The organism is Marinomonas profundi (assembly GCF_020694005.1).
GTDB lineage: Bacteria > Pseudomonadota > Gammaproteobacteria > Pseudomonadales > Marinomonadaceae > Marinomonas > Marinomonas profundi.
Genome location: NZ_CP073013.1, coordinates 2,160,372 through 2,183,414 on the forward strand (window position 1 = coordinate 2,160,372; position 23,043 = coordinate 2,183,414).

Below are 23,043 nucleotides of genomic sequence, written 5' to 3' on the forward strand. Positions count from 1 at the left end.
AGCTTTGCTTCGCTAAATAGTTTGTATTTTGAGGAGCTCTATTTTTAGGCGCTCTATTTTTAGGGGAAAGTGAATGAAAAAAATTGATGTCACTGAAGCTATTTTTGCTATTAAAAAAGAGCAAAATCTCAGTTGGGAATCCATCGCGGAAGCCACTGGTATGACCGATGTTTGGATCACCTCGGCTTGTTTAGGCATGAACAGTTGTTCGGCGGACGTGGCTGATAAGTTGGTGGCTTTTTTAGGATTACCTGCCGAAGCAAAATCCGTGCTGATGGAATACCCGACTAAAACGTGGGATCAAGCGATTCCACAAGACCCTTTAATTTATCGATTATATGAAGTGGTGGGGGTTTATGGACCGACGCTTAAAGAAGTGATTCAGGAAAAATTTGGCGATGGCATCATGAGTGCGATTGATTTTTCTATGACGGTCGATAAGGAAGAAAACCCTAAAGGAGATCGTGTGATTTTGACACTGAACGGGAAGTTTTTGCCATATAAATCTTGGTAATTATTTCTTTTCAAAAGTGAATCTTAGGTAATTTTAAAGAATAAGAGGGCGTAAAAATGGCGTACATAGAACCAAGTGAATTTGTCACCAAGATGGTCGACGCAGGCGAGCAAAAGGTCTACATGTCGACAAAAGACACCATTATCCGCGCGTTTATGGCGGGGGCGATTCTTGGTTTGGCAGCGGTGTTTGCGATCACGGTTGCGGTTCAGACAGGCAGCCCATTATTGGGCGCCGTGCTGTTTCCGGTTGGCTTTATCATGCTGTATTTGATGAAGTTTGACTTATTAACAGGCGTATTTACCCTCGTACCCTTGGCGTTATTTGATAAGCGTCCGGGCGTAACGCCGGCACAAGTGTTGCGTAATTGGGGCTTGGTGTTTATCGGCAACTTTGCGGGGGCTTTGATGACAGCGTTTTTTATGTCGTTTATTTTGACCTACGGTTACGCTACCGATGGCGGGGCGTTAGCGGCGAAGGTTAGCTCAATTGGCGAGTCTCGGACCTTGGGTTATCAGTCCCATGGCGTGGGCGGTTGGCTGACTATTTTTATTCGTGGCATGTTGTGTAACTGGATGGTGTCTATGGGCGTGGTTGGCGCAATGATCTCTACCTCAGCTGGCGCCAAAATGGCCGCCATGTGGATGCCGGTTATGCTGTTCTTTTACATGGGGTTTGAGCATTCTATCGTCAACATGTTTTTGTTCCCATTTTCAATGATCATGGGCGGAGAATTTACCGTGTCGGATTATTTGATTTGGAACGAAATCCCAACGGTATTGGGTAATTTAGCCGGTGGCCTGTTGTTAGTGGGCCTACCACTTTATCTGACTCATGTGAGAACCTCAGCGTCGCGTAAATTGGCATAAGACGTTTTGTTTAAAAACTCTGTAAGTGTCTATGCTTACAGAGTTTTTTGTATTTAGGGAGCTTAATGAAAGTACTTAGCATCAGTATTGGCCGCGCCACCAATAAAGGCAAAAAAGACATCAATCAAGATGGCTTGGGCGGGCAGATACCCGCAGAACCGCTACTTAGCACCAGAGGTGTCGCCCTTGCTATTGCCGATGGCATCAGTTCGAGCTCTGTAAGCCAAGTCGCCAGTGAATTCGCTATTACGCGCTTTTTAGAAGACTTTTATCACACCTCCGACGCGTGGTCGGTGAAAACATCTGGCGAAAAAGTGATTAACTCCATCAATGCCGCGCTGTATTCTCAAAGCCAAAATGGCCCAAGCCGATTCGACAAAGACAAAGGCTATGTCTGTACTTTTTCTGCCATTGTGTTGTGTTCGAATACCGCGCATATTTTTCATTTAGGAGACAGCCGCGTCTATCGTTTAGTCGATGGCAAACTTGAACAACTCACCAAAGACCATCGTCGAATTGTGTCCGCTAATGAGAGCTATTTGACTCGTGCCTTGGGCATAGCGCCGATTCTAGAATGGGATTATCAACTCTTGCCGATGAGTAAAGGCGACATTTTTGTGATGGCCACCGATGGCGTGTATGAATTTGTTGATGCTGAGCAAGTCGTCACTTGCATTGCCGCGTCAGAGAGCTTGGATCAAGCCGCAGAGCACATTATCTCGCAGGCGTTGAGCAACGGCAGTGATGACAACCTGAGCATTCAAATTGCCCGAGTCGACGAGGTGCCAAGTTATCAACAGGACGATGTTCAGCACAACATCAGTCTATTGCCTTTGCCGCCACCATTAAGAGAAAGAATGTCGTTTGATGGCTACGAGATACTTCGCTCTCTCTACGTGAGCAGTCGCAGTCATGTGTTTCTAGCGCGCGATACGGACAGCAATGAACGGGTGGTGATTAAAGTGCCATCGGCGGAATTGAGTGACGATGCCGCCTATTTAGAACGCTTTATGTTAGAGGGCTGGATCGCCAAACGGATTCATAACCCTCATGTGGTCAAAGCCATCGAATCCCCAAGGCAACGGCAATTTCTCTATTTGGTAACGCACTACATCGAAGGTCAGTCTCTTACTCAATGGATGATAGATAACCCCAAACCAACGCTGGAACAAACCCGCCATATCATTTCGCAAATCGCCAATGGGCTGCAGGCGTTTCATCGTAAAAGTATGATTCATCAAGACATTCGCCCGGCGAACATCATGATTGATAAACACGGTACTGTGAAAATTATCGACTTTGGTTCCACTCACATTGCCGGTGTCAGTAACGCCAGAGACGAAGATGTCCTGCGCGGCACCATGCGTTATTCCGCTCCAGAATACTTCCTCGGTCATGCCGGTTCCGAACGCTCCGATATTTATGCTCTCGGCGTCATTGCCTACCAAATGCTCTCTGCCAATCAATTTCCTTATAGCCCGAAAATAGCCCAAGCAAAAAGCATCGCCGCCCAACGGCGTTTACGTTATCGCAGCGTTATTACCGAAGATTCAGAACTGCCGGTCTGGATTGACGACGCTCTGCACAAAGCCCTACAGATCGATCCGCTAAAACGCTACGAAGAAGTGTCTGAATTTGTTTACGACTTGCACCAGCCCAATCAAACTTTCCTTGATCGTACTCGACCACCACTTATACAGCGTAATCCGGTGATGTTCTGGCAAGGAGTGTCTTTCTTATTGTTTTTAGTGATCATTTTTCTATGCTTGGAAAAATTTTAGTTTTTTTAAAGAAAGCATTTATTATCTCAACTCAAGCGCTACACTGATGATCTAACCTAATATGAGGCGACAGGCTATGTCTTTAGTGACGGATTTAATCCCCGATGGTGCTTTTCATGGCGTTGCTTCACGCCAAAGTATGAAAGAAAGTATCCTGCACCATTTGCGTTATACCATGGTGAATTTGCCTCAACAGGCGACCCCGAGGGATTGGTGGCTAGCCTTATCTTTAGCCATTCGTGATCGCATTACCGATGACATGTCAGCGACTCAAATTGCTCATAATCGCGATAACGTACGCCGTGTTTATTACTTATCAATGGAATATTTGATGGGGCGTATGTTGATCAATAACGCTCATAATATTGGTGTGTATGACGCCGCAAAACAAGCCATTGAAGAGTTGGGTTTAGACTGGGAACAAGTCTGTGATGAAGAAATGGACATGGGCTTGGGGAATGGCGGACTGGGTCGATTGGCCGCGTGTTTTTTAGATTCGTTAGCGACCTTGGATTTGCCTGCGATTGGCTATGGCATTTATTACGAATTTGGCTTGTTCAAACAAGAATTCTTGCATGGCAGACAGGTAGAACATCCGGATACTTGGATTAAATATGGTACGCCGTGGGATATTATTCGTCCTGAATATTCACAGACCATTCAATATTATGGCCGCGTCGAAACGGTTTATGACAACGCTGGCAACAGTCGTCCGGTGTGGCTTGATACCCGCAGTGTGATGGGCGTGCCATTTGATATCCCCGTCGCTGGTTATGGCACAAAAACCGTGAATTTTTTACGTTTATGGTCTTCACATTCCACCGAAGATTTTGATTTAGAAGAGTTTAACAAAGGCGATTACGTCGAAGCGGTGCGCTCTAAAGCCATGGGCGAAACCATCTCTAAAGTATTGTATCCCAATGATCAAAATGCCAACGGTAAAGAGCTGCGTTTGGTGCAACAGTACTTTTTTGTGGCGTGCTCTTTGGCTGATATTTTACGTCGATTTGAGAAAATGAACTCGGACTGGACAACGCTGCCAGAAAAAGCCGCAATTCAATTAAACGATACCCATCCTGCCATCGCCATTGTGGAACTGACTCGGATACTGCTAGACGATAAACACCTTAGTTGGGACACCACATGGGATATCGTCACACGTACCTTTGCTTATACCAATCACACGTTATTGCCAGAAGCGCTAGAAAAATGGAGTGTTGGGCTATTTGAAAAGGTGCTACCGCGTCATTTGCAGCTTATCTATGAGATCAATCATCGTTTTATGGGCAAAGTAGTACAGCACTGGCCCGGTCGTGATGATATTTGTCGTGCCTTGTCCATCATTGAAGAAGGCGACCATAAAATGATCCGCATGGCGCATTTGGCGGTGATCGCCAGCCATAAGGTGAATGGCGTGGCGGAGCTGCATTCTCAACTGCTGAAAAGCGAACTCTTTCCGTATTTTGATCAGTTTTATCCGGGCAAATTTACCAATAAAACCAACGGTATTACGCCCCGTCGTTGGTTGTTAGGCTGTAATCCCGGTCTGGTACAACTTTTTGAGCAATATGGTATTGATCGCGATTGGCCGAAGAACCTAGAGCGATTGCGCAAACTAGAAAGCTTTATGGATGATGAGGCTTTTTTAGACGCCTTTATGACGGTAAAACACCAAAATAAAGTGCACCTTGCCAAGATTATTAAAAAAGAATGCGGCATAGACGTCGACCCCTTTGCCTTGTTTGATGTACAAATCAAACGCCTGCACGAATACAAACGCCAGCATTTAACCTTGTTAAACATCCTGACCTTATACCATCGTTTATTGAATGGCTCTGATATAGACATGGTGCCAAGAGTGTTTATTTTTGGCGCGAAAGCCGCACCGGGTTATGCATTAGCTAAAAACATTATTTACGCCATCAATAGGGTGGCAAATGTCATTAATAACGACCCTCGCACTAAGGGAAAATTAAAAGTGATCTTTTTGCCCAACTATCGCGTGACTTTAGCGTCGCATATTATCCCCGCCGCCGATTTGTCTGAGCAAATATCCACCGCAGGCAAAGAAGCCTCCGGCACCGGCAACATGAAATTGGCCCTAAACGGCGCGGTGACCATTGGCACTATGGATGGCGCTAACGTGGAAATACTCGAAGAAGTCGGCCCAGACAACATCTTCATTTTTGGTTTAAACGTCGACCAAGTGCGGGCGTTGGACTCCCAAGGGTATCATCCGTATCAGTATTATCAACAAGATGAAGAGTTAAAAGGCGCCTTAGATTGGCTCTGTTCGGGCCATTTCACGCCAAACGATCCTCATGCTTTTGATGACATTCGACACAGCTTACTCGCGGGTGGCGACCCCTATAAAGTCATGGCCGATTACCGTGCTTACATGGATTGCCAACAGCAAGTATCAGACGCCTACCAAGACAAAACACGTTGGGCACGCATGGCCGTGTTAAACACCGCCCGCATGGGGAAATTCTCATCGGATCGCACCATTCAAGAATACGCTGACGAGATTTGGCAACTGCCCGCGCATCCTGTTTAAACAGAAATGACTTGTGTTTTCTAATGACTTACTCTGTTTACAACATTTCATTTCCACTTTTAGACAAAGGAACAATTCTATGCAGCATACTCCTCTTTCTGTGCAAGTGACGCGCGGCGGTATTGTAGAAAGCGTACACAGTATTAAGGCGGTTATCGTTTCTAGTACGGGCGAAGTGCTTGATTCTTGGGGCGATATTGATAGCTTGGTGTACCCTCGTAGTGCGATAAAAGCCATGCAGGCGTTGGCTTTTATCGAGATGGGCGGGGCGGAACGGTTTGCCTTCAGTGAAGAAGAAATCGCCATCTGTTGTGCGTCTCATAATGGCGAGCCTGAACATGTGGCGACGGTACAAAGTATGCTGGATAAATTAGCGGCGTCGGAAACGGATTTTGAGTGCGGTTGTCATTGGCCAATGCGTGTCGAGGCGGGTTATGCCTTATCAGGCGAGGGGAAAAAGCCCAATCAATTACACAATAATTGCTCTGGTAAACATGCGGGTATGTTGGGTTTAGCCAAATTACTGGGTGTGCCCTCGCAGGGTTATATTGAGATTGACCACCCTGTTCAGCAGAAGATTGCCGCGACGATGGCTGAAATGTGCGAGTACGATTATGGTTCAGCGCCTTGGTCGCCAGATGGTTGTTCTGCGCCAACATGGGCGATGCCATTGACGAATCTTGGATTGGCGTTTGCGAAGTTCGCGAGTCCTGAAAACCTATCGGCAGCGCGTCAAAAAGCCTGTAAAACATTATATGACGCCGTGGTAAAACAGCCTTTTATGGCGGCGGGAACAGGGCGTTATTGCACCGATATGATGAGAATATTGCAGCAGCGGGTATTCCTCAAAGTGGGCGCTGAAGGGGTGTATATTGCGGCGATTCCTGAACTCAAAATGGCCATCGCACTAAAATGTGAAGATGGTGCGGTTCGAGCCGCTGAGTCGGTCATGACGGCGCTATTGGATCATGTTGGTATCACGTCTTTTGTGGCGGATGACATACTGCAAGAATACCGTTCTGTCACCTTGAAGAATTGGGAGCAGCGCACAACCGGCGCGATTGTTTGCCAAGCTTAAAAGAGAGAAAACATTTCATCTTAGTCACAATCACTAAGTTGCTAGCAAGATGGCAATCAAGGGGATCTATCCATCATGCTAGTAACTGTCGTCACAACATCTGTCGTCACAACATCTGTCATCGACTAGGCGTTTCGAAGCGCGCTTTTTAGTGCGCTTTTTAGTGCGCTTTTTAGTGCGCTTTTTAGTGCAGTTAACGTTTCAAAAAACCTTGCTGCTGTAGGAAGCCTAGCATGTGTTCGCGCTTTTTCTTTTGAACGGCTGCCGCGGTTTGCTCGGACCAGTTGCTGGCTTTTTGGTTATCGCCACGGCTTTGGTAGTAAGCCTGCATTTGCGCATCGTAGGCGTTAACATCGCTTGCACAGCGGCTTGAGTCGTAGCTGTCTTTATGCAGGATAACATCGACAGGCAAACGCGGTTTTAAATCAGGCTCGGCATCAGGGTAACCTAGGCAAAGGCCAAAAATAGGGTAAACCTGATTGGGTAAGTTTAACAGTTCGGCAACTTGCGCCGGGTCATTACGAATGCCGCCAATAAAGACGGCACCAAGACCAACGGATTCTGCACCAAGCATGAGGTTTTGGGCAAAAAAGGTTGCATCGGTTGTAGCGGCGATAAAGTGTTCGGTGTTGCCTTCTAATTCCCCTAAGCCTTGTTCTAGGCTGCAATATTCCACGCGAGTCAGATCCGCACAGATAACGAAAAACTCCGCCGCCGATTCGACCCATTTTTGCCCGCCAGCTAGCGTGGCAATCTGGTGGCGGTTCTCTGGGATCGTCACTTGGACAAGGGAATAAGCCTGAATAAAACTCGAAGACGCCGCGCCTTGAGCACTTTGGATCAGCTGTTGGAGTAAGACTGGGTCAATGGCTTGTTCAGTGTATTGGCGAATGGATTTGTGATTGTTTTGTGCTTGAAGAATGGGGTTCATAATAAGTATCTTTTGAAAAATGAGATGGCTAGATACTAGAGGCTTCATCGCGGTGGGTCAAAGTTCTATTGGCAATAAAAAAGTACAAATAAAGGAAAGGCTTACCCAAAACGAGTAAGCCCTTTTGTGCAGGTAAGGTATTGGTTTAGAAACGGTATTCCGCACCGACACTGGCTTGTTTGAAGTCGGTGTCGAATTCTGAATCCGACGAAGCATTATCAGCATTTAAGTCGACGTCATACCAGGTGTATTGGGCGTTAACCAAAAGATTTTCTGTAATGTTGAAATTAACACCAGCGCCAGCGAATAAGCTTTTATCGTCTGAGCTGCCTTTAACTGAGGCAATGTTATAGTCGGTGTCGTGCCATAGCTGACCGGCTTTAGCAAATAGCTCAACGGTCTGGGTGATAGGAATGGTGCCTTTTAGCGCGGCGGTGTAACCCGTTGTTTTGGCGTTGGCAGCACTGCCACCGTATTTACCAAAATCAATGTAGCTACCTTCTACCGCAAGGAATGAGTTTAAGCGATAACCGACAATGCCTTGTACTACGTCGTTGTTGTCATCAAAGTCGTCGTCGCTGTCGACCTTAAGATAACCATAGTTACCCCCCACATAAAGGCCGCTGTTGTTAGCCATGTCTTCTGCTTTTGCTACACCACTGAGAGAAGCTAAAGCGATGCTACCTGCGATGACGGGAATGAAATTTTTCATTTTATAACTCCTTTTAGTTACTTTTTAAGGACGTCGTGCGTTGCCTAATCAATGTGGGGGATGGCGGGCGCAATGGCTAGGTTTTCGGTGACAGTTACCTATTTGCTTCGTTTTCTATGCGCTTAATCTAGATAAAAAACGCTTTGCTGATACTTCTTCTGCTAGGTGATTCATTTTTTGTAGATACAAGGTCGTGCTTTAGCGCGTCAAGGTTTTTGGTTTGGTGTGATCGGGCTTTTGTCGGCCTGAAGGCCGACCTACAGGTGATTCATTTTTTGTAGATACAAGGTCGTGCTTTAGCGCGTCAAGGGTTTTGGTTTGGTGTGATCGGTCTTTTGTCGGCCTGAAGGCCCTCCCCTTGGAAGACATAAGGGGAGGGAATAGTTACGTTGTCGGCCTAAAGGCCGACAAAACTTATTCCACGTTCACTCGGGGTTGTTGATTAATGATATTGGTGGCTGGCGACTTCACCCCATAAACGTTCAAGACGATTGTCTCGGCCACAGCTGGCGCGGTAGTAAGCGTAGCGAATGGGGTTTTTCGTGTAGTAGCTTTGGTGGTATTCCTCAGCGGGGTAAAACGTAGCGGCGGCTAGGATAGGCGTGACTATGTCTTCTTTAAAGGGTTTGGATTTTTCGACCTTGGCGAGAGACGCATCAAAAACGGCTTTTTGTCGGTCATTCTGGTAAAACATGGCGGTTTTGTAAGGCGCGCCTTTGTCACAGAACTGGCCTTTGTCATTGGTTGGGTCGATGGTTTTCCAATAGTAATCGGCGAGGGCGTTGAGAGAGACAATCTCATCATCAAAATGAATGACAACCGCTTCAAAATGCCCGGTGTTTCCTATTGATACCTGTTTATAGGTCGGGTTTTCGGTGTGGCCTCCGGTATAGCCAGACACCACATCGCTGACGCCTTGAACCAATTCGAAATCGGATTCTACGCACCAAAAACAGCCGCCCGCGACTATCATGGTTTGTGGGGCAGCGTGTGCAAGAGCAGAAAAAGTCGCCGTTCCGCTCAGTAGCAGCAAGCTTAAAGAGCGAAAGAGTACGCGGTGAATAATCATGTTGAGTGTCCTTTGGTGAGGGAAGAAGTGCTATTTATGGTCTTGTCGTGATAAACGCTATTTTTCTTACAATGAATCTGATCTTCCTATTTGTTACGTACTGTTTGTGTATTTGGATGACATACTTATTCACATCGCTGTAATCTTTATATGCTGAGCATATTAAAGACATCTAAATAATCAATTAAACAAATATAGACTTGTCTTATAGAATGTTTGCCAATCAAACTATTTCATTGGAGTTGTCATGAGTGCATTTGTTACGGAACGTGTGTTAAGCGTACACCACTGGAATGAAAATTTATTTAGCTTCAAGACCACACGTAATCCTAGCTTACGTTTCGATAATGGCCAGTTCTTGATGATTGGTTTGGAAACGGACACTCGTCCTTTAGTGCGTGCTTACAGTATTGCTAGCCCCAATTATGAAGAACATTTAGAGTTTTTTAGTATCAAGGTGCCTGATGGCCCGTTGACCTCACGCTTACAGCATTTGCAAGTGGGTGATGACGTGTTGGTTAGCCGTAAACCCACTGGCACCTTGGTGACGCGTGATTTGCACCCTGGTAAGCATTTGTATTTGTTATCAACAGGCACAGGCTTGGCGCCTTTTTTAAGTGTGATTCAAGATTTTGACGCCTATGAAGAGTATGAAAAAATTGTCTTGGTACATGGTGTTCGCCATGTTAATGAGCTGGCGTATGCGGATTTCATTGAAAAGGAACTGCCGGAAAACGAATTTTTTGGCGAGCAAGTACGTGAAAAATTAATTTATTACCCTACGGTAACGCGTGAACCTTTTCGTAATCAAGGCCGCCTGACCGATTTGATTCGCAGCGGGAAATTGGCCGAAGACATTGGATTGCCGCAACTTAGCCCCATGAATGACAGAGTGATGATCTGTGGCAGTCCGAGTATGCTAAAAGATACGTCGGCCTTGCTTGATGAGCTGGGTTTCAATGAGTCACCAAAAATCGGCGTGCCAGGGGATTATGTGATTGAGCGGGCGTTTGTTGAACATTAACACCGACGTTGGCTCTCTCGTAGAAAACTATATTAGGAGATGTTATGAGTTCTGATACCAAATCGAATCAAGAGTATGTACCGCCAACAGTATGGGCGTGGAACACAGAAAACGGTGGTAAATTTGCCAGCACTAACCGACCTATTGCTGGGGCCACGCACGACAAAGTGTTGCCTGTGGGTAAGCACCCACTGCAGTTACATTCCTTGGCGACGCCAAATGGTCAAAAAGTCACCATTATGTTGGAAGAGCTGTTGGCCTTAGGCATCAGCGCCGCAGAATACGACGCTTATTTGATTAACATTGGTGAAGGCAACCAGTTTGGTTCGGGCTTTGTTGAGATCAATCCTAATTCCAAAATCCCCGCCTTGATGGACCACAGCACCACGCCTCCGACTCGCGTGTTTGAATCTGGCTCTATTTTGCAATATTTGGCGGAAAAGTTTGATGCCTTGGTGCCAAAAGATCTAGCGTCCAAAACAGAATGCCGTAATTGGCTATTCTGGCAAATGGGTTCTGCGCCTTATTTAGGCGGTGGTTTTGGGCACTTCTACGCCTACGCGCCGACCAAGATGCAATATCCGATTGACCGCTTTACCATGGAAACCAAGCGACAATTAGATGTGTTAGACAAGCAGTTAGCGAACAATACCTACATGGCAGGGGAGGAGTATTCCATTGCAGACATTGCGATTTGGCCTTGGTATGGCAACTTGGTATTGGGCAATTTGTATAACGCGGCTGAGTTCTTAGATGTCACCAGCTATAAAAACGTTTTACGTTGGGCGAAAGCGATAGAACAGCGTCCAGCCGTGCAGCGTGGTCGTATTGTGAATAAGGCGTTTGGAGACGGCGTGAAGCTTGAAGAGCGTCATGATGCGTCGGACTTTGACGGTCTTATTTGATTAAGCCTAGTATTTGCAAAGAGGTAAGCCATGTTCTGGCTTGCCTCTTTTTTTTGCCTTAATGGTTTTGCCTTAATGGCTTTTGTGTTTTTCCGGCGCTTGTTTAAGGTTATAACGCTAACCTGTTTTTAATAAAGTGTAAAAAGGCTTCGATACGGGATGCCAGAACGGTGTGTTTGTAGTACACCGCATTGACTTGCTCTCTGGGATTGGGTGTATTGATAGAGTCCGACAATAGGCTGACCAAGCGTCCTGCTTTGATGTCTTCGCTGACCATAAAGTTAGAGAGCAAGGCAATGCCATTGCCCGCTAAGCACAATTGGCGAACAGTTTCACCGCTGCTGGCCTTGATGTTTATTGTCAGCTGAATCGGTGGTGTCGTTGGCAATTTGTTTAAATTGCTAATATCGGAAAAGCCAATGACGTCGTGTAGGGTTAATTCGTCGACTGTCTTTGGAATGCCGTTTATGGCGAGGTAATCCGGCGAAGCGACCAAGTGAAGAAGACTTCGACCCAACAAAGTGGCATGTAACCCTGAGTCGCTTAATCCTCCAATTCGAATGGCAAGATCGGTGCGTTTTTCAATCAAGTCAATAATGCTGTCATTCGATACTAGCTCAAGTTCAATATCTGGATAAGCCGCGCGAAAGGGCTTAATAAGAGGAATGAGTTGATGAAGCACAAAAGGGCTGGCCGCATCGATGCGTAATCGCCCAGAAGGTCTGGTTTTCTGAGCCGTAAGCGCAAACTCTGCCCCCGCAATCTGTTCCATTGCACTGCGGATCGCCGTGATAAAGCGTTCGCCTTCTTGCGTTAGGCTGACTTTTCGCGTCGTACGAGTGAATAAGCTGCAGGCGTGTTCTTGTTCTAGGCGCGCCACCGCACGAGAGACTTTTGCCACTTGCATGTCTAATGCATTGGCGGCGGCCGAAAAACCACCGTGGTCTGCCACGGCAAGCAAAATTTCTAGCTCTTCTGTTTTGGATCGAATGCCCGTCATGGATTATTCCAATGTTTTATTGTTGCTGATTTCGATAAAGTAATTTGTCATTTATGCTGTTTTTGTAAATATTAGCAAGCTTCATACTTCACTCCAACAAAACGTGAAATGTCTCTTTTAAAGACAGCTTTCTTTAATGGAATGTTTCTTCAATTTAGGAGTATATGAATATGCCACTTGCTCTTTGGGCGCTAACACTCAGCGCCTTTGCTATTGGAACCACAGAATTTGTTATTGTCGGGTTGATTCCAACCATAGCGAATGATTTGTCTGTTAGTTTACCCAGCGCGGGACTGCTCGTCAGTTTGTATGCGTTAGGCGTCGCGGTTGGCGCGCCAGTGTTAACGGCTTTAACGGGCAAGCTTAATCGAAAATGGTTGCTGATTGGTCTAATGAGTTTGTTCATTCTGGGCAATATGCTGGCTTGGGTAGCGCCGGGTTACGACTCGCTCATTGTGGCGCGTATCTTAACGGGCTTGGCTCACGGTGTGTTTTTCTCGATCGGTTCGACGCTAGCAACACGTTTGGTAGCGAAAGAAAAAGAAGCCAGTGCGATTGCTTTGATGTTTACTGGTTTGACCGTTGCGCTTGTCACTGGTGTACCGTTAGGTACTTGGATCGGTCAGCACTTTGGTTGGCGTGCCACCTTTTTGGTGGTGTCGGTATTGGGCTTAATCGCCATGATCGGCAGTGCAGTTTTGCTGCCAAACAACCTTAAACAATCACCGAGCGCCAGCTTGGTCAAACAAATGTCGGTATTGGTGAAGCCACGTTTGCTTTTGGTGTACGCCATGACAGCAGTGGGTTACGGTGGGACATTTGTTGCCTTTACGTTTCTTGCTTCCATTCTGGAATCGGTGAGCGGTTTTCCATCCTCCGCTATTGGTTTGATCATGTTGGTGTATGGCGTATCGGTTGCGGTTGGCAATATTTGGGGCGGAAAAATGGCCGACCGAATTGGCCCTATTAGTGCTTTGTCGTTTATCTTTTTAGCCTTGGCAGCGGTGCTGGTGCTCTTTTACTTTACTGCGCCATATCCTTGGCTCGCTTTGGTGACGGTACTGCTTTGGGGGGCGTTTGCTTTTGGCAATGTCCCGGGCTTGCAAGTCTATGTCGTGCAAATCGCAGAACGAGAAACTCCGCACGCGGTAGACGTCGCTTCTGGTTTAAACATCGCGGCGTTCAACGTAGGGATCGCTCTAGGAGCGCTTATTGGCGGCCACATTGTTGATCAATACCGCTTAATTGATACCGCTTGGGTAGGGGCTGTGATTGTTTTAGTGGCATTTGCTCTGACACGCTTTAGCGGTTATTTGGATAAGAAAGACCCGTTTACTGTGCAATTAAATAAGGGAGCTAAAGGCAATTGTTAAAAGGCAGTTGTTAAAAGGGAAAAACTAGGTAGTAATACCTAGTTTAGTGCGTAGTAGCCGCGGTTAAACTTGGTATTCGTACGAATTGTTTGCACTTTCTATCCGCGCGATTATTTGTCCTGCTCGATCTTAAAAACAATAAGACCACAGGACGATAAACCGATGAAATCTTTAAAACTCACCACGCTGGTTGCTGCAACCGCGGTCACGCTAAGTGCTTTTTCTTTGCCTGCTATGGCTGCGGAAAGAGTATACAAACTCACCATGGCTGAAACCTGGGCTTCTAACTTTCCTATCTTTGGTGATGCGCCAAGAAACATGGCGCGTATTGCCGATGAAATGTCTGGCGGCCGCTTAAAAATCACCATAGATTCCGCCAACAAACACAAAGCGCCTTTGGGCGTGTTTGATATGGTGCGTTCTGGTCAGTACGACATGGGCCATTCAGCGTCTTATTACTGGAAAGGCAAGGTGCCAAATACTCTGTATTTCTCGACCATGCCGTTTGGCATGATTACGCCAGAGCAATATGGTTGGTTCTACTATGGCGGTGGCATGAGTTTGATGCAAAAAGTCTATCAACCGTTCGGTTTGTTGTCGTTCCCTGGTGGTAATACCGGTAACCAAATGGGCGGCTGGTTCCAAAAAGAGATCAACAGCGTTGACGATCTTAAAGGTCTGAAAATGCGTATTCCCGGTTTCGCGGGTGAAGTCATGGCGAAACTGGGTGCCAGCCCAACCAATATCGCGGTGGGCGAGCTTTATACTGCTTTAGAGCGTCGTACTATCGATGCCCTAGAATGGGTAGGACCTTCCTTAGATATGGATCTGGGTTTCCACAAAATAGCGCCTTATTACTACACTGGCTGGCATGAGCCTGCGACAGAGCTGCAATTCCTCGTTAACGAACGTTCTTGGAAAAAACTACCCGACGACCTGCGAGAAATTCTGCGCACCTCGATGAAGCTCGCTTCTTATGACATGTACATTCAGTCTTACCATGAAAGCGCAGAAAACTGGGCGAAGATGTCAACGGAATACCCAGACGTACAAATCAAAACCTTCCCAAAAGACGTGCTACAGGCGATGAAAAATGCCAACCAAGAGTTGCTTGAAGAGGCGGCTGCCAAAGACGCACTGGCCAAGGAAATCTTGGATTCCCAAGCGGCTTATCTGAAAAAAGTTCGCGTTTGGACCAACATCTCCGACCGCGCCTACCTAGACAGTATTGATAGTTTAGCGGACTAAAGTCGCCCAGCATGACGAATGAATACCATTCGTCATGCTTTTTTCTAGGAGTTTGTTATGTTTTTAATCAGCTTAGAACGAGCCATCACTCGTTTTTCTAATCTGCTTGGCGTGGTATCCACCGTGCTGTTTATCGCCTTGTTGTTCAATGTGTTTTATGACGTCTTGATGCGGTATGTCTTCAATTCTGTGTCGATTGGCATGCAGGAATTGGAATGGCATTTGTACGCGGCGATTTTTTTATTGGGGATTCCCTACGGCATCCAGCATGGCGGTCATGTTCGTGTGGATTTGATTTATGAGAATTTGTCGATCCGTGGCAAGGCGTGGATTGATCTATTTGGCTGCGTGTTTTTGCTGATTCCTTTTACCTTGTTGGTTGGCTATTACGGCGTGGGCTTTGCTCATGAGGCGTATGCGCTTGGGGAAACCAGCGGCGATCCGGGTGGTTTGCCTTATCGCTGGATTATTAAAGCGGTGATTCCTTTTGCCTTTTTCTCTATGGCCATCAGTGGTTTGGGGATGATTATTCGTTGTATCAATGTGCTGCGTGGCGTAAGCGAAGAAGGCTTTTCGCACCCACCGATTCAGCATTGATGTCCGTCACCCTTTTTAAGCTTGTAGGTTCGTTATGATTGGAATAATCATGTTTTTTGTTGCCCTAGTGATGTTGTTACTAGGCTTTCCGGTGGCCTTTACCTTTGGCGGTATTGCTTTGATTTTCGGCGTTTTTGCAGAAGGCTTTGACATGTTTGCCTTCATGCCGTTTCGCATTCAGAGCTACATGGAAAATACCGTAATGATGGCGGTGCCTTTATTTGTCTTCATGGGCATCGTGTTGCAGAAAACCAAATTGGCAGAACAACTGCTAGAAGCCATGGGCAAACTGTTTGGCGGTGTGCGCGGTGGTTTAGCAATATCCACTGTGTTGGTGGGCGCCTTGTTGGCGGCATCGACGGGTGTGGTGGGCGCCAGCGTGGTTGCCATGGGGTTGATCTCTTTACCTGTAATGCTGAAGTACAACTACAGCAAGTCTTTGGCTTGCGGTACGATTTGCGCGTCTGGGACCTTGGGACAAATTATCCCGCCTTCTATTATTTTGATTATCTTGGGCGATGTCATTCGTATCCCCGTGGGGGATTTATTTCAAGCCGCCTTGTTGCCAGGTATGGTGTTGATCGGCTGTTATATTCTGTACATCTTGATTTTGACTTTCCTAAAGCCTGAATTGGCGCCAGCCATGCCACAAGAGTTGGACGGCGAGACTCGCGCCCAGCAGATTCGCAGCGCGTTAAGAGCGATTATCCCGCCATTGGCCTTGGTGTTAATTGTCTTGGGCTCTATCTTTACCGGTATTGCCACGCCGACAGAATCGTCAGCCTTGGGTGGCGTGGGCGCTATTATTTTGGCGCTTTTCTATCGTCAGTTTAGTTGGAAAATGCTCTATGACAGTGGTTTAGAAACCGTCAAAGTAACGGCGATGGTGTTTGCCATCTTGATGGGCGCCACGGCGTTTTCGATGGCCTTTAGTTATACCGGCGGTGACGCCATTGTTGAAGAAGTCTTGCTCAATCTGCCCGGTGAAAAATGGGGCTTTATTATCTTAGCGATGATTGCCATTTTGGTATTGGGCTTCTTTATCGACTTTGTTGAAATTGCCTTTATTATCGTGCCGATCTTGGTGCCTGTAGCGGAAGCATTGGGCATTAACATGGTGTGGTTTGCGATTTTGATTGCGATGAATTTACAAACCTCCTTTTTGACCCCCCCCTTTGGTTTCAGCCTGTTCTACTTAAAAGGCGTGGCACCCAACTCGGTGCGAACCACGGACATTTATAAAGGCGTAACACCGTTTATCCTGATCCAAATTCTAGTTTTGGCCAGCATAATGGTGTTCCCTGAATTATATGGGATGAACTAACTTCTTTTTTATTATGTAATAGAGAAAAGCGGATAATGATCCGCTTTTCTTGTATGCGCCGTTTTATTCGGTGACCTTATAATAATAAAAAAGGTCTTTCTCAATGAGATTAAAAAGTAAGATCATCTTGCTTGCTGTCGCGCCGTTAATCGTTGCAACGACGATTATTACCTATTTGGGTTTTCAGTCGGCCCGTGATCTGGCGTCGCAAGAGCTGGCGATTTACGAGTTCAATTTAGTCGACGCGAAAAAACAAGCGTTGAAAAATCATGTCAATATTGCCATGTCGGCGATTCGTCCGGTATTGGAAAATACCCAGTTAGATGACGCGCAAGCACGTTTTCTGGTGAAGGAGATTCTCGCCGGATTACGTTATGAAGACGATGGTTACTTTTTTGCCTATGAAATGTCTGGGTTGAATCTCGTGCATCCTACGCAGCCGGATTTTGTCGGTAAGAATTTGTGGGAGTTTCAAGATCGTACGGGGAATTATTTAATTCAAGGCTTAATTCGCGCTGCGCAAGCGGGCGGCGGATTCCATCGATATATCTGGGAAAAGCCGCCACTAATGAAACAAGAAGATAAATTAGGCTATGTGGTCGCCATTGATCGTTGGGATTGGATGATGGGCACGGGCTTGTATTTAGATGATATTTACGCCGAGCTTGCTCAAACCAAAGCCATTATGAATGACAATATTCAACGCAGTTTTTTGATCGTGATGGTGGTGGTGGTGCTGACGGTGATTGTGGTGATCTTGTTGGGCTTGGCGATAAACCTTCATGAACATAAACTGGCGGATTCAAGGCTAAAAGAGCTGGCGCAACGTTTTATGCGGTTGCAAGTGAATGAAAGGCGAGGCTTTTCTCGTGAGCTACACGATGGCATTAACCAGCTTTTGGTGAGCTGTAAGTTTCGGATTGAACTGGCTGGCAGTAAGTTAAAGCGTGGCTATGAAAAGGAAGTGGTTTATCAAGAGTTAGCAAAAGCCAATGAAGTGATGAATCAGACGATTAGTGAAATTCGACAAATTTCACACAATCTGCGCCCCACGTTATTGGATGACTTAGGCTTAGACACCGCGTTAAGCGCGCTGGTGGATCAATTTATGGAGCGCACGGGGATACAAGTCGAGTATCGTTTCGATGTTATTTCAACGATACCGGATGAAATTGAAATTACCCTATATCGCCTTACCCAAGAGTCATTAACCAATATTGAAAAGCACGCCAGCGCGGACAATATTACCCTGAAAGTGTGGCAGTCTTATCGACATTTGGTGTTTAAATGCGCCGATGATGGCTGTGGGTTTTCGCAAAAAGAGAGCGTGTCTTCGGGCATTGGATTGATCAATATGCGCGAGCGAATTGAGCTGATTGGTGGCGATTTTAGCTTAGAATCCCAGCGTGGCAAAGGCACAAAAATACAGGCATTTTTGCCCCTTGAGCAAATCTCTGGGTGAGCCTTTTAAAAAATAAAGAGCGATTATAATGACAAAAAAAACGCGTATTCTCTTAGTGGATGATCACACATTAGTGCTTGACGGGCTGCAGGCGCGTTTGGAATTAGAAGATAACATTGACATTATTGCCACCGCGGCGAATGGGCTGGAAGCACTAGAAAAGGCCCGCGAAACTCAGCCAGATCTGGTGTTAATGGACGTCTCTATGCCGGTGTTAAACGGCTTGGAAGCCACTAAACGATTCAAAGCCGAGCAACCCAATGTCAAGATTTTGATGCTCAGCATGCATCATGACAAAGAGTATATTTTGTCCTTGATTCAGTCTGGCGCGAATGGCTATGTGCTAAAAGACGTGTCTTCTGAAGAACTGGTTCAAGCTATTAATACCGTGCAGCAAGGCGGGACCTACTTTAGTTCTGGCGCTTCTGCGGCCCTGTTTTCTCAAGTGATCCCCAGTCCGCAATGCGACGCGTTAAGCAAACGGGAAATGGCGGTGTTAAAAGCACTGGCGATGGGATTGTCCAATAAAGAAATGGCCCAGTCGCTGGATATCAGTGTGAGAACGGTGGAAGCCCATCGTCAGAATGTAAAAAATAAGCTTGATATCCACACCTCAGCGGGCTTGATAAAGTATGCATTGGCGCATCAGTTGATTGATTAGGCTGGTGGCACCAAGACGGCGCCCAGAGCCCTCAGGCAATATTAAAAAACAGAGAGAGGGAATGTTCCGCTAGTTTGTAAGTCTTTCTATACATAACAGAGTAGAGTGGGGGCTTGTGGCAAGACCTGTCGCAGGTTTTTTTAGCCTCTTGAGCATATGGAGTCCACTATGCGCGTTGTACTTTTTCCATTCTCAGTGTTGTGCTTATTGTTGTCATCTTTCTTTTCTCCCCTCTATGCGGCGAATGATTGGTATCGCCCGCCAGTGTCAGTAACTTGGCAATGGCAGCTTGATGGCGTGGTTAACGAAGCTTACGATGCGGAATTATACGACATTGATTTGTTTGCTTCGTCGGCTGAGCTGATTCAAGGTTTACAAGCATCGGGTAAAAAAGTCATATGTTATTTTTCGGCCGGTTCCTATGAAGACTGGCGACCAGATGCCGCCGAATTTGCAGACAAAGACTTGGGGAAAACCTTGAGCGGTTGGGACGATGAGCGTTGGTTAGACATACGTTCTAGCCAAGTGCGTGAGATTATGATTCGCCGTCTTGATCTTGCTGTCCAAAAAGGGTGTGACGGTGTAGAGCCTGACCGAGTAGACAGCTACCGTACCAATACGGGGTTTTCGTTTCGTGCCAATAATCAATTAGACTACAATCGCTTTTTAGCGGCGCAAGCGCATCAGCGTGGCTTGGCGATTGGGCTAAAAAACAATCCAGATCAAGCCTTATCACTGGTTGACGACTTTGATTTTGCGGTAACGGAGCAATGCTTTGAACATTCCCAGTGTCGATCTTTTAATGTGTTTATTAGTAAGGGAAAACCTGTGCTGAACGCAGAATATCGCCGTATTTATGTGGATGATGAAGCGCAACGCAACGCCATGTGTCAGCAATCTTTGACTATGGCGTTTAGTACCTTGGTGTTGCCGGTTGCCTTGGATGGCACCTTCCGCATGAGTTGTTTACCCTGAGGCCTTCAGTCTATTGGATGGCTGAAAAGTGAGCCATCTTGCTATTAAAAAAATCGTTAATGAACAACCCCGCCCCAAGGGGCGAGGCATCATTAAACGTCAGATTACATCTTCGTTCCTCGATTCATCTGACCTACAAGGTCGACGGAAGTCGTTTAGCGACAATCTCCTTCGCGGGAGTGACAATAGTTATTTATGCAGCAAGCTGCGGGGAATTTACCCTAAGAGATTAAATAGAGCCGCTATTAATAACAAGATTAGCCATTAAACGATTAGCAATCGAACCATTAGTAAAGCGACCTGTCGTATAATGGTTTTAGACTATGATATGAACAAGATGGATTTGGTTTTTACTTCGCGAAGGATGTTTTTTTAAATTGATAGGAGCCAATTGTGCTCATTAAACACAAACTGATTTTAAATACGGCCTTGCTCGTGGTGGCGTTGGTCTTGATTTTGGGGTTGTTTTACAGCACTCAAAATAACCTCGAAAAAATGAATGCGGCTAAGAACCTTGTGGTGCATCAGCAAGTCAATATGCTGACGCTACGTCGTCACGAGAAGGATTTTTTAGCCCGCCTTGACGTGTCGTATAACGAGGCGTTTCAAGGTACTTTTCAGTCTTTATTGGCCGGTCAGGCGGATCTTGAGCGGGCAATGCAGGCGTTTTCAATGCCGACCGATACGTTACATAAACTCAGTCAACATTTTAACACCTATCAAGCGGATTTTGCCGAGGTGGTTGCGGCTTCCACGCGGTTGGGGCTTACCCCTACTCAAGGCTTAGAAGGCGAGTTGCGGCGTGCGGTGCACAATATTGAAAGTGAGCTTGCCGCCCTCAATCAAGATGCGTTATTAGTGACCATGTTACAGCTGCGCCGACATGAGAAAGATTTTATGTTACGCAGTGATCCAAAATACATTGGCGCCTTTAATAGCAGGCTTGATGAATTAAATAGAGCCTTACAAAGTGCGTCTTTGCCTGCGGATAAAACTCAATTATTGATGTCTCTGGCGGCAGATTATCGCCAAGGGTTTCATCAATATGCGCAACAAAAAAGCGCGTTAGGGTTGACGAGTAAAGAGGGGCAGTTGTTGGTCATGCGTCAGTCTATTCACCAAAGTGAAACCGCACTTGACAGTTTGGAGCAGCAATTATCAGCGCAAATTGATGAGAAAATGTCCGCCGCAATGACGATGCTGGTGATGTTTTGTGGCGTTATTATTGTGCTGGGTGTTTTGCTTGCGTGGGTGATTAATCGCACGATTAATACCGCCTTGCAGACGATTCAAGAGACCATGCAAGCGATTCGCACGACGCATAATCTTAGCTTGCGGATTGCCTTGCCAGCGAAAGATGAAGTGGGGTTTGTGGCCGCTGCTATTAATGACATGCTGGCGGATTTTAGTCAGGTGATTGCCAATGCCAATCACACGGTAAAAGAAATGAATGCCACCACCATCGAGCTGTCGAAGAACGCGGCCAGAACATCGGATGATGCCGAGAAACAACGTGCAGAAACCGATATGGTGGCGGTGTCGGTCACCGAAATGGTGGGCACAGTGGAAGATATTTCACGCAGCATGGAGGTGGCCGCCGCGAAGGCGCATTCAACACAAGAAAGCGCCCGCCAAGGTCAGCTTAAAGTGAATTCGGCGATTGATCGTATTCGCCAGCTTTCAGACAGATTAGAAGGCTCAGTGGAAACCGTAGGGGCGCTAGCCAAAGAAAGTGACAGTATTAGTACGGTGTTGAGTGTTATTCAAGGCATTGCCGAGCAGACTAATTTATTGGCGCTGAATGCTGCGATTGAAGCGGCGAGAGCCGGTGAGCAGGGACGTGGTTTCGCCGTGGTGGCGGATGAAGTTCGAGCGTTAGCAAGCCGAACTCACACCGCCACTGAAGAGATCTCCGACATTATTGTTACCTTGCAAGATCGCACCCAAGGCATTGTGGCGCTGATGGAAAATTGCCGTCAGGATGGCGTACTCAGTCGTGATGAAGCAGCCACTACAGGGACGGTACTTGAGCAGATTGTTCTTGATGTTGAGGAAATCTCTGCGATGGCTGGGTCCGTCTCAATGGCGATCGAACAGCAGACAATCGCTGCGAATGAGATTAGTAAAAACCTTGGCACAATCCGTGAAATCACCGAAGACACGTCAGCGGCGGTAGCCTTGAACTCTAAAGCGAGTCAAACGATTGCTGATCAAGCCGATGTGCTAGGAAAAAGTATCGCTGTTTTTAAAGTGTGATCTAAGCAATGATAGGCCAAATGAGGCAAACGGATAACAGATGAACTGATAAGCAGATAAACGAATGGCAGATAAACAGGAAGCGTCATGACAAAACCCATTGTGTTGATGGTCATCGATATGCAGCAAGGCATGGCTTGGCCGCAGGCTGGTGAACGTAATAACCCGAATGCTGAGCATAAAATGGCGGAATTGCTTGCCCATTGGCGGGCCAGTCATGCGCCGATTGTGCATGTGCGTCATTTATCCACTGAACCTGGGTCGTTATTCTGGCCAGAGCAGGAAGGCGTATTGTTCCAAGATGCGTTTCAGCCGCTGGCGGGGGAAAAAGTCGTTGAAAAATCCGTACCGGACGCCTTTACTCATTCCGACTTAGAAACCTGGTTACGGGAGCAAGAAACGCACGCTCTTATCGTAGTCGGCGTTAGCACCAATAACTCGGTGGAGTCGACGGTGAGAAGCGCAGGCAATTTAGGCTTTAACACCTATGTGGTTGGCAGCGCCTGTTTTGCCTTTGAAAAAGACGATTTTTTTGGCCAATCGCGTAGCGCGGATGAAGTGCATGCCATGTCACTGGCGAATTTACAGGGTGAATACGCCACGGTAATCAGCCAAACCGAGGCATTTGATTTATTGCCCCAAGAGCAGACGTCTTTGCGCCATTAAAGGCGTTTATTAACCTAAAAAGCCAATGGACAACAGTCCAT

20 protein-coding genes are annotated in these 23,043 nt (G+C 46.6%); 16 read left to right on the forward strand and 4 right to left on the reverse strand.

Annotation, left to right across the window (positions count from 1 at the left end; translation table 11 throughout):
• The first annotated feature begins 73 nt into the window (after window positions 1-73).
• The 5 genes from cynS (at window position 74) to J8N69_RS10150 (ending at window position 6,799) form a co-directional block, all read left to right on the forward strand.
• On the forward strand, window positions 74-514 hold the full coding sequence (gene cynS / locus J8N69_RS10130; protein WP_168824279.1) for a cyanase: 441 nt from the start codon (window positions 74-76) through the stop codon (window positions 512-514).
• A 56-nt stretch (window positions 515-570) separates the two neighbouring features.
• Complete coding sequence (locus J8N69_RS10135) at window positions 571-1,383, forward strand: formate/nitrite transporter family protein (protein WP_168824281.1); 813 nt, start codon at window positions 571-573, stop codon at window positions 1,381-1,383.
• A 65-nt stretch (window positions 1,384-1,448) separates the two neighbouring features.
• Window positions 1,449-3,164, forward strand: a complete 1,716-nt coding sequence (locus J8N69_RS10140) for a bifunctional protein-serine/threonine kinase/phosphatase (RefSeq protein WP_168824283.1) — start codon at window positions 1,449-1,451, stop codon at window positions 3,162-3,164.
• 76 nt (window positions 3,165-3,240) lie between these two features.
• Complete coding sequence (locus tag J8N69_RS10145) at window positions 3,241-5,721, forward strand: glycogen/starch/alpha-glucan phosphorylase (RefSeq protein ID WP_227803865.1); 2,481 nt, start codon at window positions 3,241-3,243, stop codon at window positions 5,719-5,721.
• A 79-nt stretch (window positions 5,722-5,800) separates the two neighbouring features.
• On the forward strand, window positions 5,801-6,799 hold the full coding sequence (locus tag J8N69_RS10150; protein ID WP_168824286.1) for an asparaginase: 999 nt from the start codon (window positions 5,801-5,803) through the stop codon (window positions 6,797-6,799).
• A gap of 193 nt (window positions 6,800-6,992) precedes the next feature.
• Here J8N69_RS10150 and nfsA read toward each other — a convergent pair whose 3' ends face one another.
• From nfsA to msrA, 3 genes are all read right to left on the reverse strand, one after another.
• Window positions 6,993-7,730 carry an oxygen-insensitive NADPH nitroreductase gene (gene nfsA / locus J8N69_RS10155; protein ID WP_168824288.1) on the reverse strand — a complete coding sequence of 246 codons (738 nt, stop codon included), beginning with the start codon at window positions 7,728-7,730 and terminating at the stop codon, window positions 6,993-6,995.
• Window positions 7,731-7,875: 145 nt separating this feature from the next.
• Window positions 7,876-8,442 carry a porin family protein gene (locus J8N69_RS10160; RefSeq protein WP_168824290.1) on the reverse strand — a complete coding sequence of 189 codons (567 nt, stop codon included), beginning with the start codon at window positions 8,440-8,442 and terminating at the stop codon, window positions 7,876-7,878.
• A 442-nt stretch (window positions 8,443-8,884) separates the two neighbouring features.
• Window positions 8,885-9,511: a peptide-methionine (S)-S-oxide reductase MsrA gene (msrA, locus tag J8N69_RS10165; protein ID WP_168824292.1), complete on the reverse strand. Its 627-nt coding sequence runs from the start codon at window positions 9,509-9,511 to the stop codon at window positions 8,885-8,887.
• A 247-nt stretch (window positions 9,512-9,758) separates the two neighbouring features.
• Between msrA and J8N69_RS10170 the strand changes: the two genes are divergently transcribed.
• Both J8N69_RS10170 and yghU read left to right on the forward strand, forming a co-directional pair.
• On the forward strand, window positions 9,759-10,535 hold the full coding sequence (locus J8N69_RS10170; RefSeq protein WP_168824294.1) for a ferredoxin--NADP reductase: 777 nt from the start codon (window positions 9,759-9,761) through the stop codon (window positions 10,533-10,535).
• 44 nt (window positions 10,536-10,579) lie between these two features.
• Complete coding sequence (gene yghU, locus J8N69_RS10175) at window positions 10,580-11,440, forward strand: glutathione-dependent disulfide-bond oxidoreductase (RefSeq protein ID WP_168824296.1); 861 nt, start codon at window positions 10,580-10,582, stop codon at window positions 11,438-11,440.
• A gap of 109 nt (window positions 11,441-11,549) precedes the next feature.
• Here the strand turns inward: yghU and J8N69_RS10180 are convergent, their stop codons facing one another.
• Window positions 11,550-12,440 carry a LysR family transcriptional regulator gene (locus J8N69_RS10180; protein ID WP_168824298.1) on the reverse strand — a complete coding sequence of 297 codons (891 nt, stop codon included), beginning with the start codon at window positions 12,438-12,440 and terminating at the stop codon, window positions 11,550-11,552.
• Between the two features lie 170 nt (window positions 12,441-12,610).
• On the opposite strand from J8N69_RS10180, the gene J8N69_RS10185 reads away from it, so the two are divergent.
• The 9 genes from J8N69_RS10185 (at window position 12,611) to J8N69_RS10225 (ending at window position 23,002) form a co-directional block, all read left to right on the forward strand.
• Complete coding sequence (locus J8N69_RS10185) at window positions 12,611-13,813, forward strand: MFS transporter (protein ID WP_168824299.1); 1,203 nt, start codon at window positions 12,611-12,613, stop codon at window positions 13,811-13,813.
• A 162-nt stretch (window positions 13,814-13,975) separates the two neighbouring features.
• Window positions 13,976-15,061 carry a TRAP transporter substrate-binding protein gene (locus J8N69_RS10190; RefSeq protein ID WP_168824301.1) on the forward strand — a complete coding sequence of 362 codons (1,086 nt, stop codon included), beginning with the start codon at window positions 13,976-13,978 and terminating at the stop codon, window positions 15,059-15,061.
• A 57-nt stretch (window positions 15,062-15,118) separates the two neighbouring features.
• Window positions 15,119-15,658, forward strand: coding sequence for a TRAP transporter small permease subunit (locus J8N69_RS10195; RefSeq protein ID WP_168824302.1), 540 nt, complete (start codon window positions 15,119-15,121; stop codon window positions 15,656-15,658).
• A gap of 34 nt (window positions 15,659-15,692) precedes the next feature.
• On the forward strand, window positions 15,693-16,982 hold the full coding sequence (locus tag J8N69_RS10200) for a TRAP transporter large permease (protein ID WP_168824304.1): 1,290 nt from the start codon (window positions 15,693-15,695) through the stop codon (window positions 16,980-16,982).
• A 103-nt stretch (window positions 16,983-17,085) separates the two neighbouring features.
• Window positions 17,086-18,444 carry a cache domain-containing protein gene (locus J8N69_RS10205; RefSeq protein WP_168824306.1) on the forward strand — a complete coding sequence of 453 codons (1,359 nt, stop codon included), beginning with the start codon at window positions 17,086-17,088 and terminating at the stop codon, window positions 18,442-18,444.
• A gap of 28 nt (window positions 18,445-18,472) precedes the next feature.
• A complete protein-coding gene (locus tag J8N69_RS10210) occupies window positions 18,473-19,105 on the forward strand; it encodes a response regulator transcription factor (protein ID WP_168824308.1) in 633 nt (210 codons plus the stop codon).
• A 168-nt stretch (window positions 19,106-19,273) separates the two neighbouring features.
• A complete protein-coding gene (locus tag J8N69_RS10215; protein ID WP_168824310.1) occupies window positions 19,274-20,080 on the forward strand; it encodes an endo alpha-1,4 polygalactosaminidase in 807 nt (268 codons plus the stop codon).
• Window positions 20,081-20,473: 393 nt separating this feature from the next.
• On the forward strand, window positions 20,474-22,336 hold the full coding sequence (locus J8N69_RS10220; RefSeq protein WP_168824312.1) for a methyl-accepting chemotaxis protein: 1,863 nt from the start codon (window positions 20,474-20,476) through the stop codon (window positions 22,334-22,336).
• Window positions 22,337-22,423: 87 nt separating this feature from the next.
• A complete protein-coding gene (locus J8N69_RS10225; protein ID WP_168824314.1) occupies window positions 22,424-23,002 on the forward strand; it encodes a cysteine hydrolase family protein in 579 nt (192 codons plus the stop codon).
• Window positions 23,003-23,043 lie beyond the last annotated feature (41 nt).

Coding starts and splice junctions, on each gene's coding strand:
- J8N69_RS10205 (WP_168824306.1), top strand. CDS start 17,086: ATGAGATTAAAAAGTAAGATCATCTTGCTTGCTGTCGCGCCGTTAATC.
- J8N69_RS10185 (WP_168824299.1), top strand. CDS start 12,611: ATGCCACTTGCTCTTTGGGCGCTAACACTCAGCGCCTTTGCTATTGGA.
- J8N69_RS10200 (WP_168824304.1), top strand. CDS start 15,693: ATGATTGGAATAATCATGTTTTTTGTTGCCCTAGTGATGTTGTTACTA.
- J8N69_RS10210 (WP_168824308.1), top strand. CDS start 18,473: ATGACAAAAAAAACGCGTATTCTCTTAGTGGATGATCACACATTAGTG.
- msrA (WP_168824292.1), bottom strand. CDS start 9,511: ATGATTATTCACCGCGTACTCTTTCGCTCTTTAAGCTTGCTGCTACTG.
- J8N69_RS10160 (WP_168824290.1), bottom strand. CDS start 8,442: ATGAAAAATTTCATTCCCGTCATCGCAGGTAGCATCGCTTTAGCTTCT.
- J8N69_RS10145 (WP_227803865.1), top strand. CDS start 3,241: ATGTCTTTAGTGACGGATTTAATCCCCGATGGTGCTTTTCATGGCGTT.
- J8N69_RS10190 (WP_168824301.1), top strand. CDS start 13,976: ATGAAATCTTTAAAACTCACCACGCTGGTTGCTGCAACCGCGGTCACG.
- J8N69_RS10195 (WP_168824302.1), top strand. CDS start 15,119: ATGTTTTTAATCAGCTTAGAACGAGCCATCACTCGTTTTTCTAATCTG.
- J8N69_RS10140 (WP_168824283.1), top strand. CDS start 1,449: ATGAAAGTACTTAGCATCAGTATTGGCCGCGCCACCAATAAAGGCAAA.
- J8N69_RS10225 (WP_168824314.1), top strand. CDS start 22,424: ATGACAAAACCCATTGTGTTGATGGTCATCGATATGCAGCAAGGCATG.
- J8N69_RS10170 (WP_168824294.1), top strand. CDS start 9,759: ATGAGTGCATTTGTTACGGAACGTGTGTTAAGCGTACACCACTGGAAT.
- J8N69_RS10135 (WP_168824281.1), top strand. CDS start 571: ATGGCGTACATAGAACCAAGTGAATTTGTCACCAAGATGGTCGACGCA.
- J8N69_RS10215 (WP_168824310.1), top strand. CDS start 19,274: ATGCGCGTTGTACTTTTTCCATTCTCAGTGTTGTGCTTATTGTTGTCA.
- J8N69_RS10180 (WP_168824298.1), bottom strand. CDS start 12,440: ATGACGGGCATTCGATCCAAAACAGAAGAGCTAGAAATTTTGCTTGCC.
- cynS (WP_168824279.1), top strand. CDS start 74: ATGAAAAAAATTGATGTCACTGAAGCTATTTTTGCTATTAAAAAAGAG.
- yghU (WP_168824296.1), top strand. CDS start 10,580: ATGAGTTCTGATACCAAATCGAATCAAGAGTATGTACCGCCAACAGTA.
- nfsA (WP_168824288.1), bottom strand. CDS start 7,730: ATGAACCCCATTCTTCAAGCACAAAACAATCACAAATCCATTCGCCAA.
- J8N69_RS10150 (WP_168824286.1), top strand. CDS start 5,801: ATGCAGCATACTCCTCTTTCTGTGCAAGTGACGCGCGGCGGTATTGTA.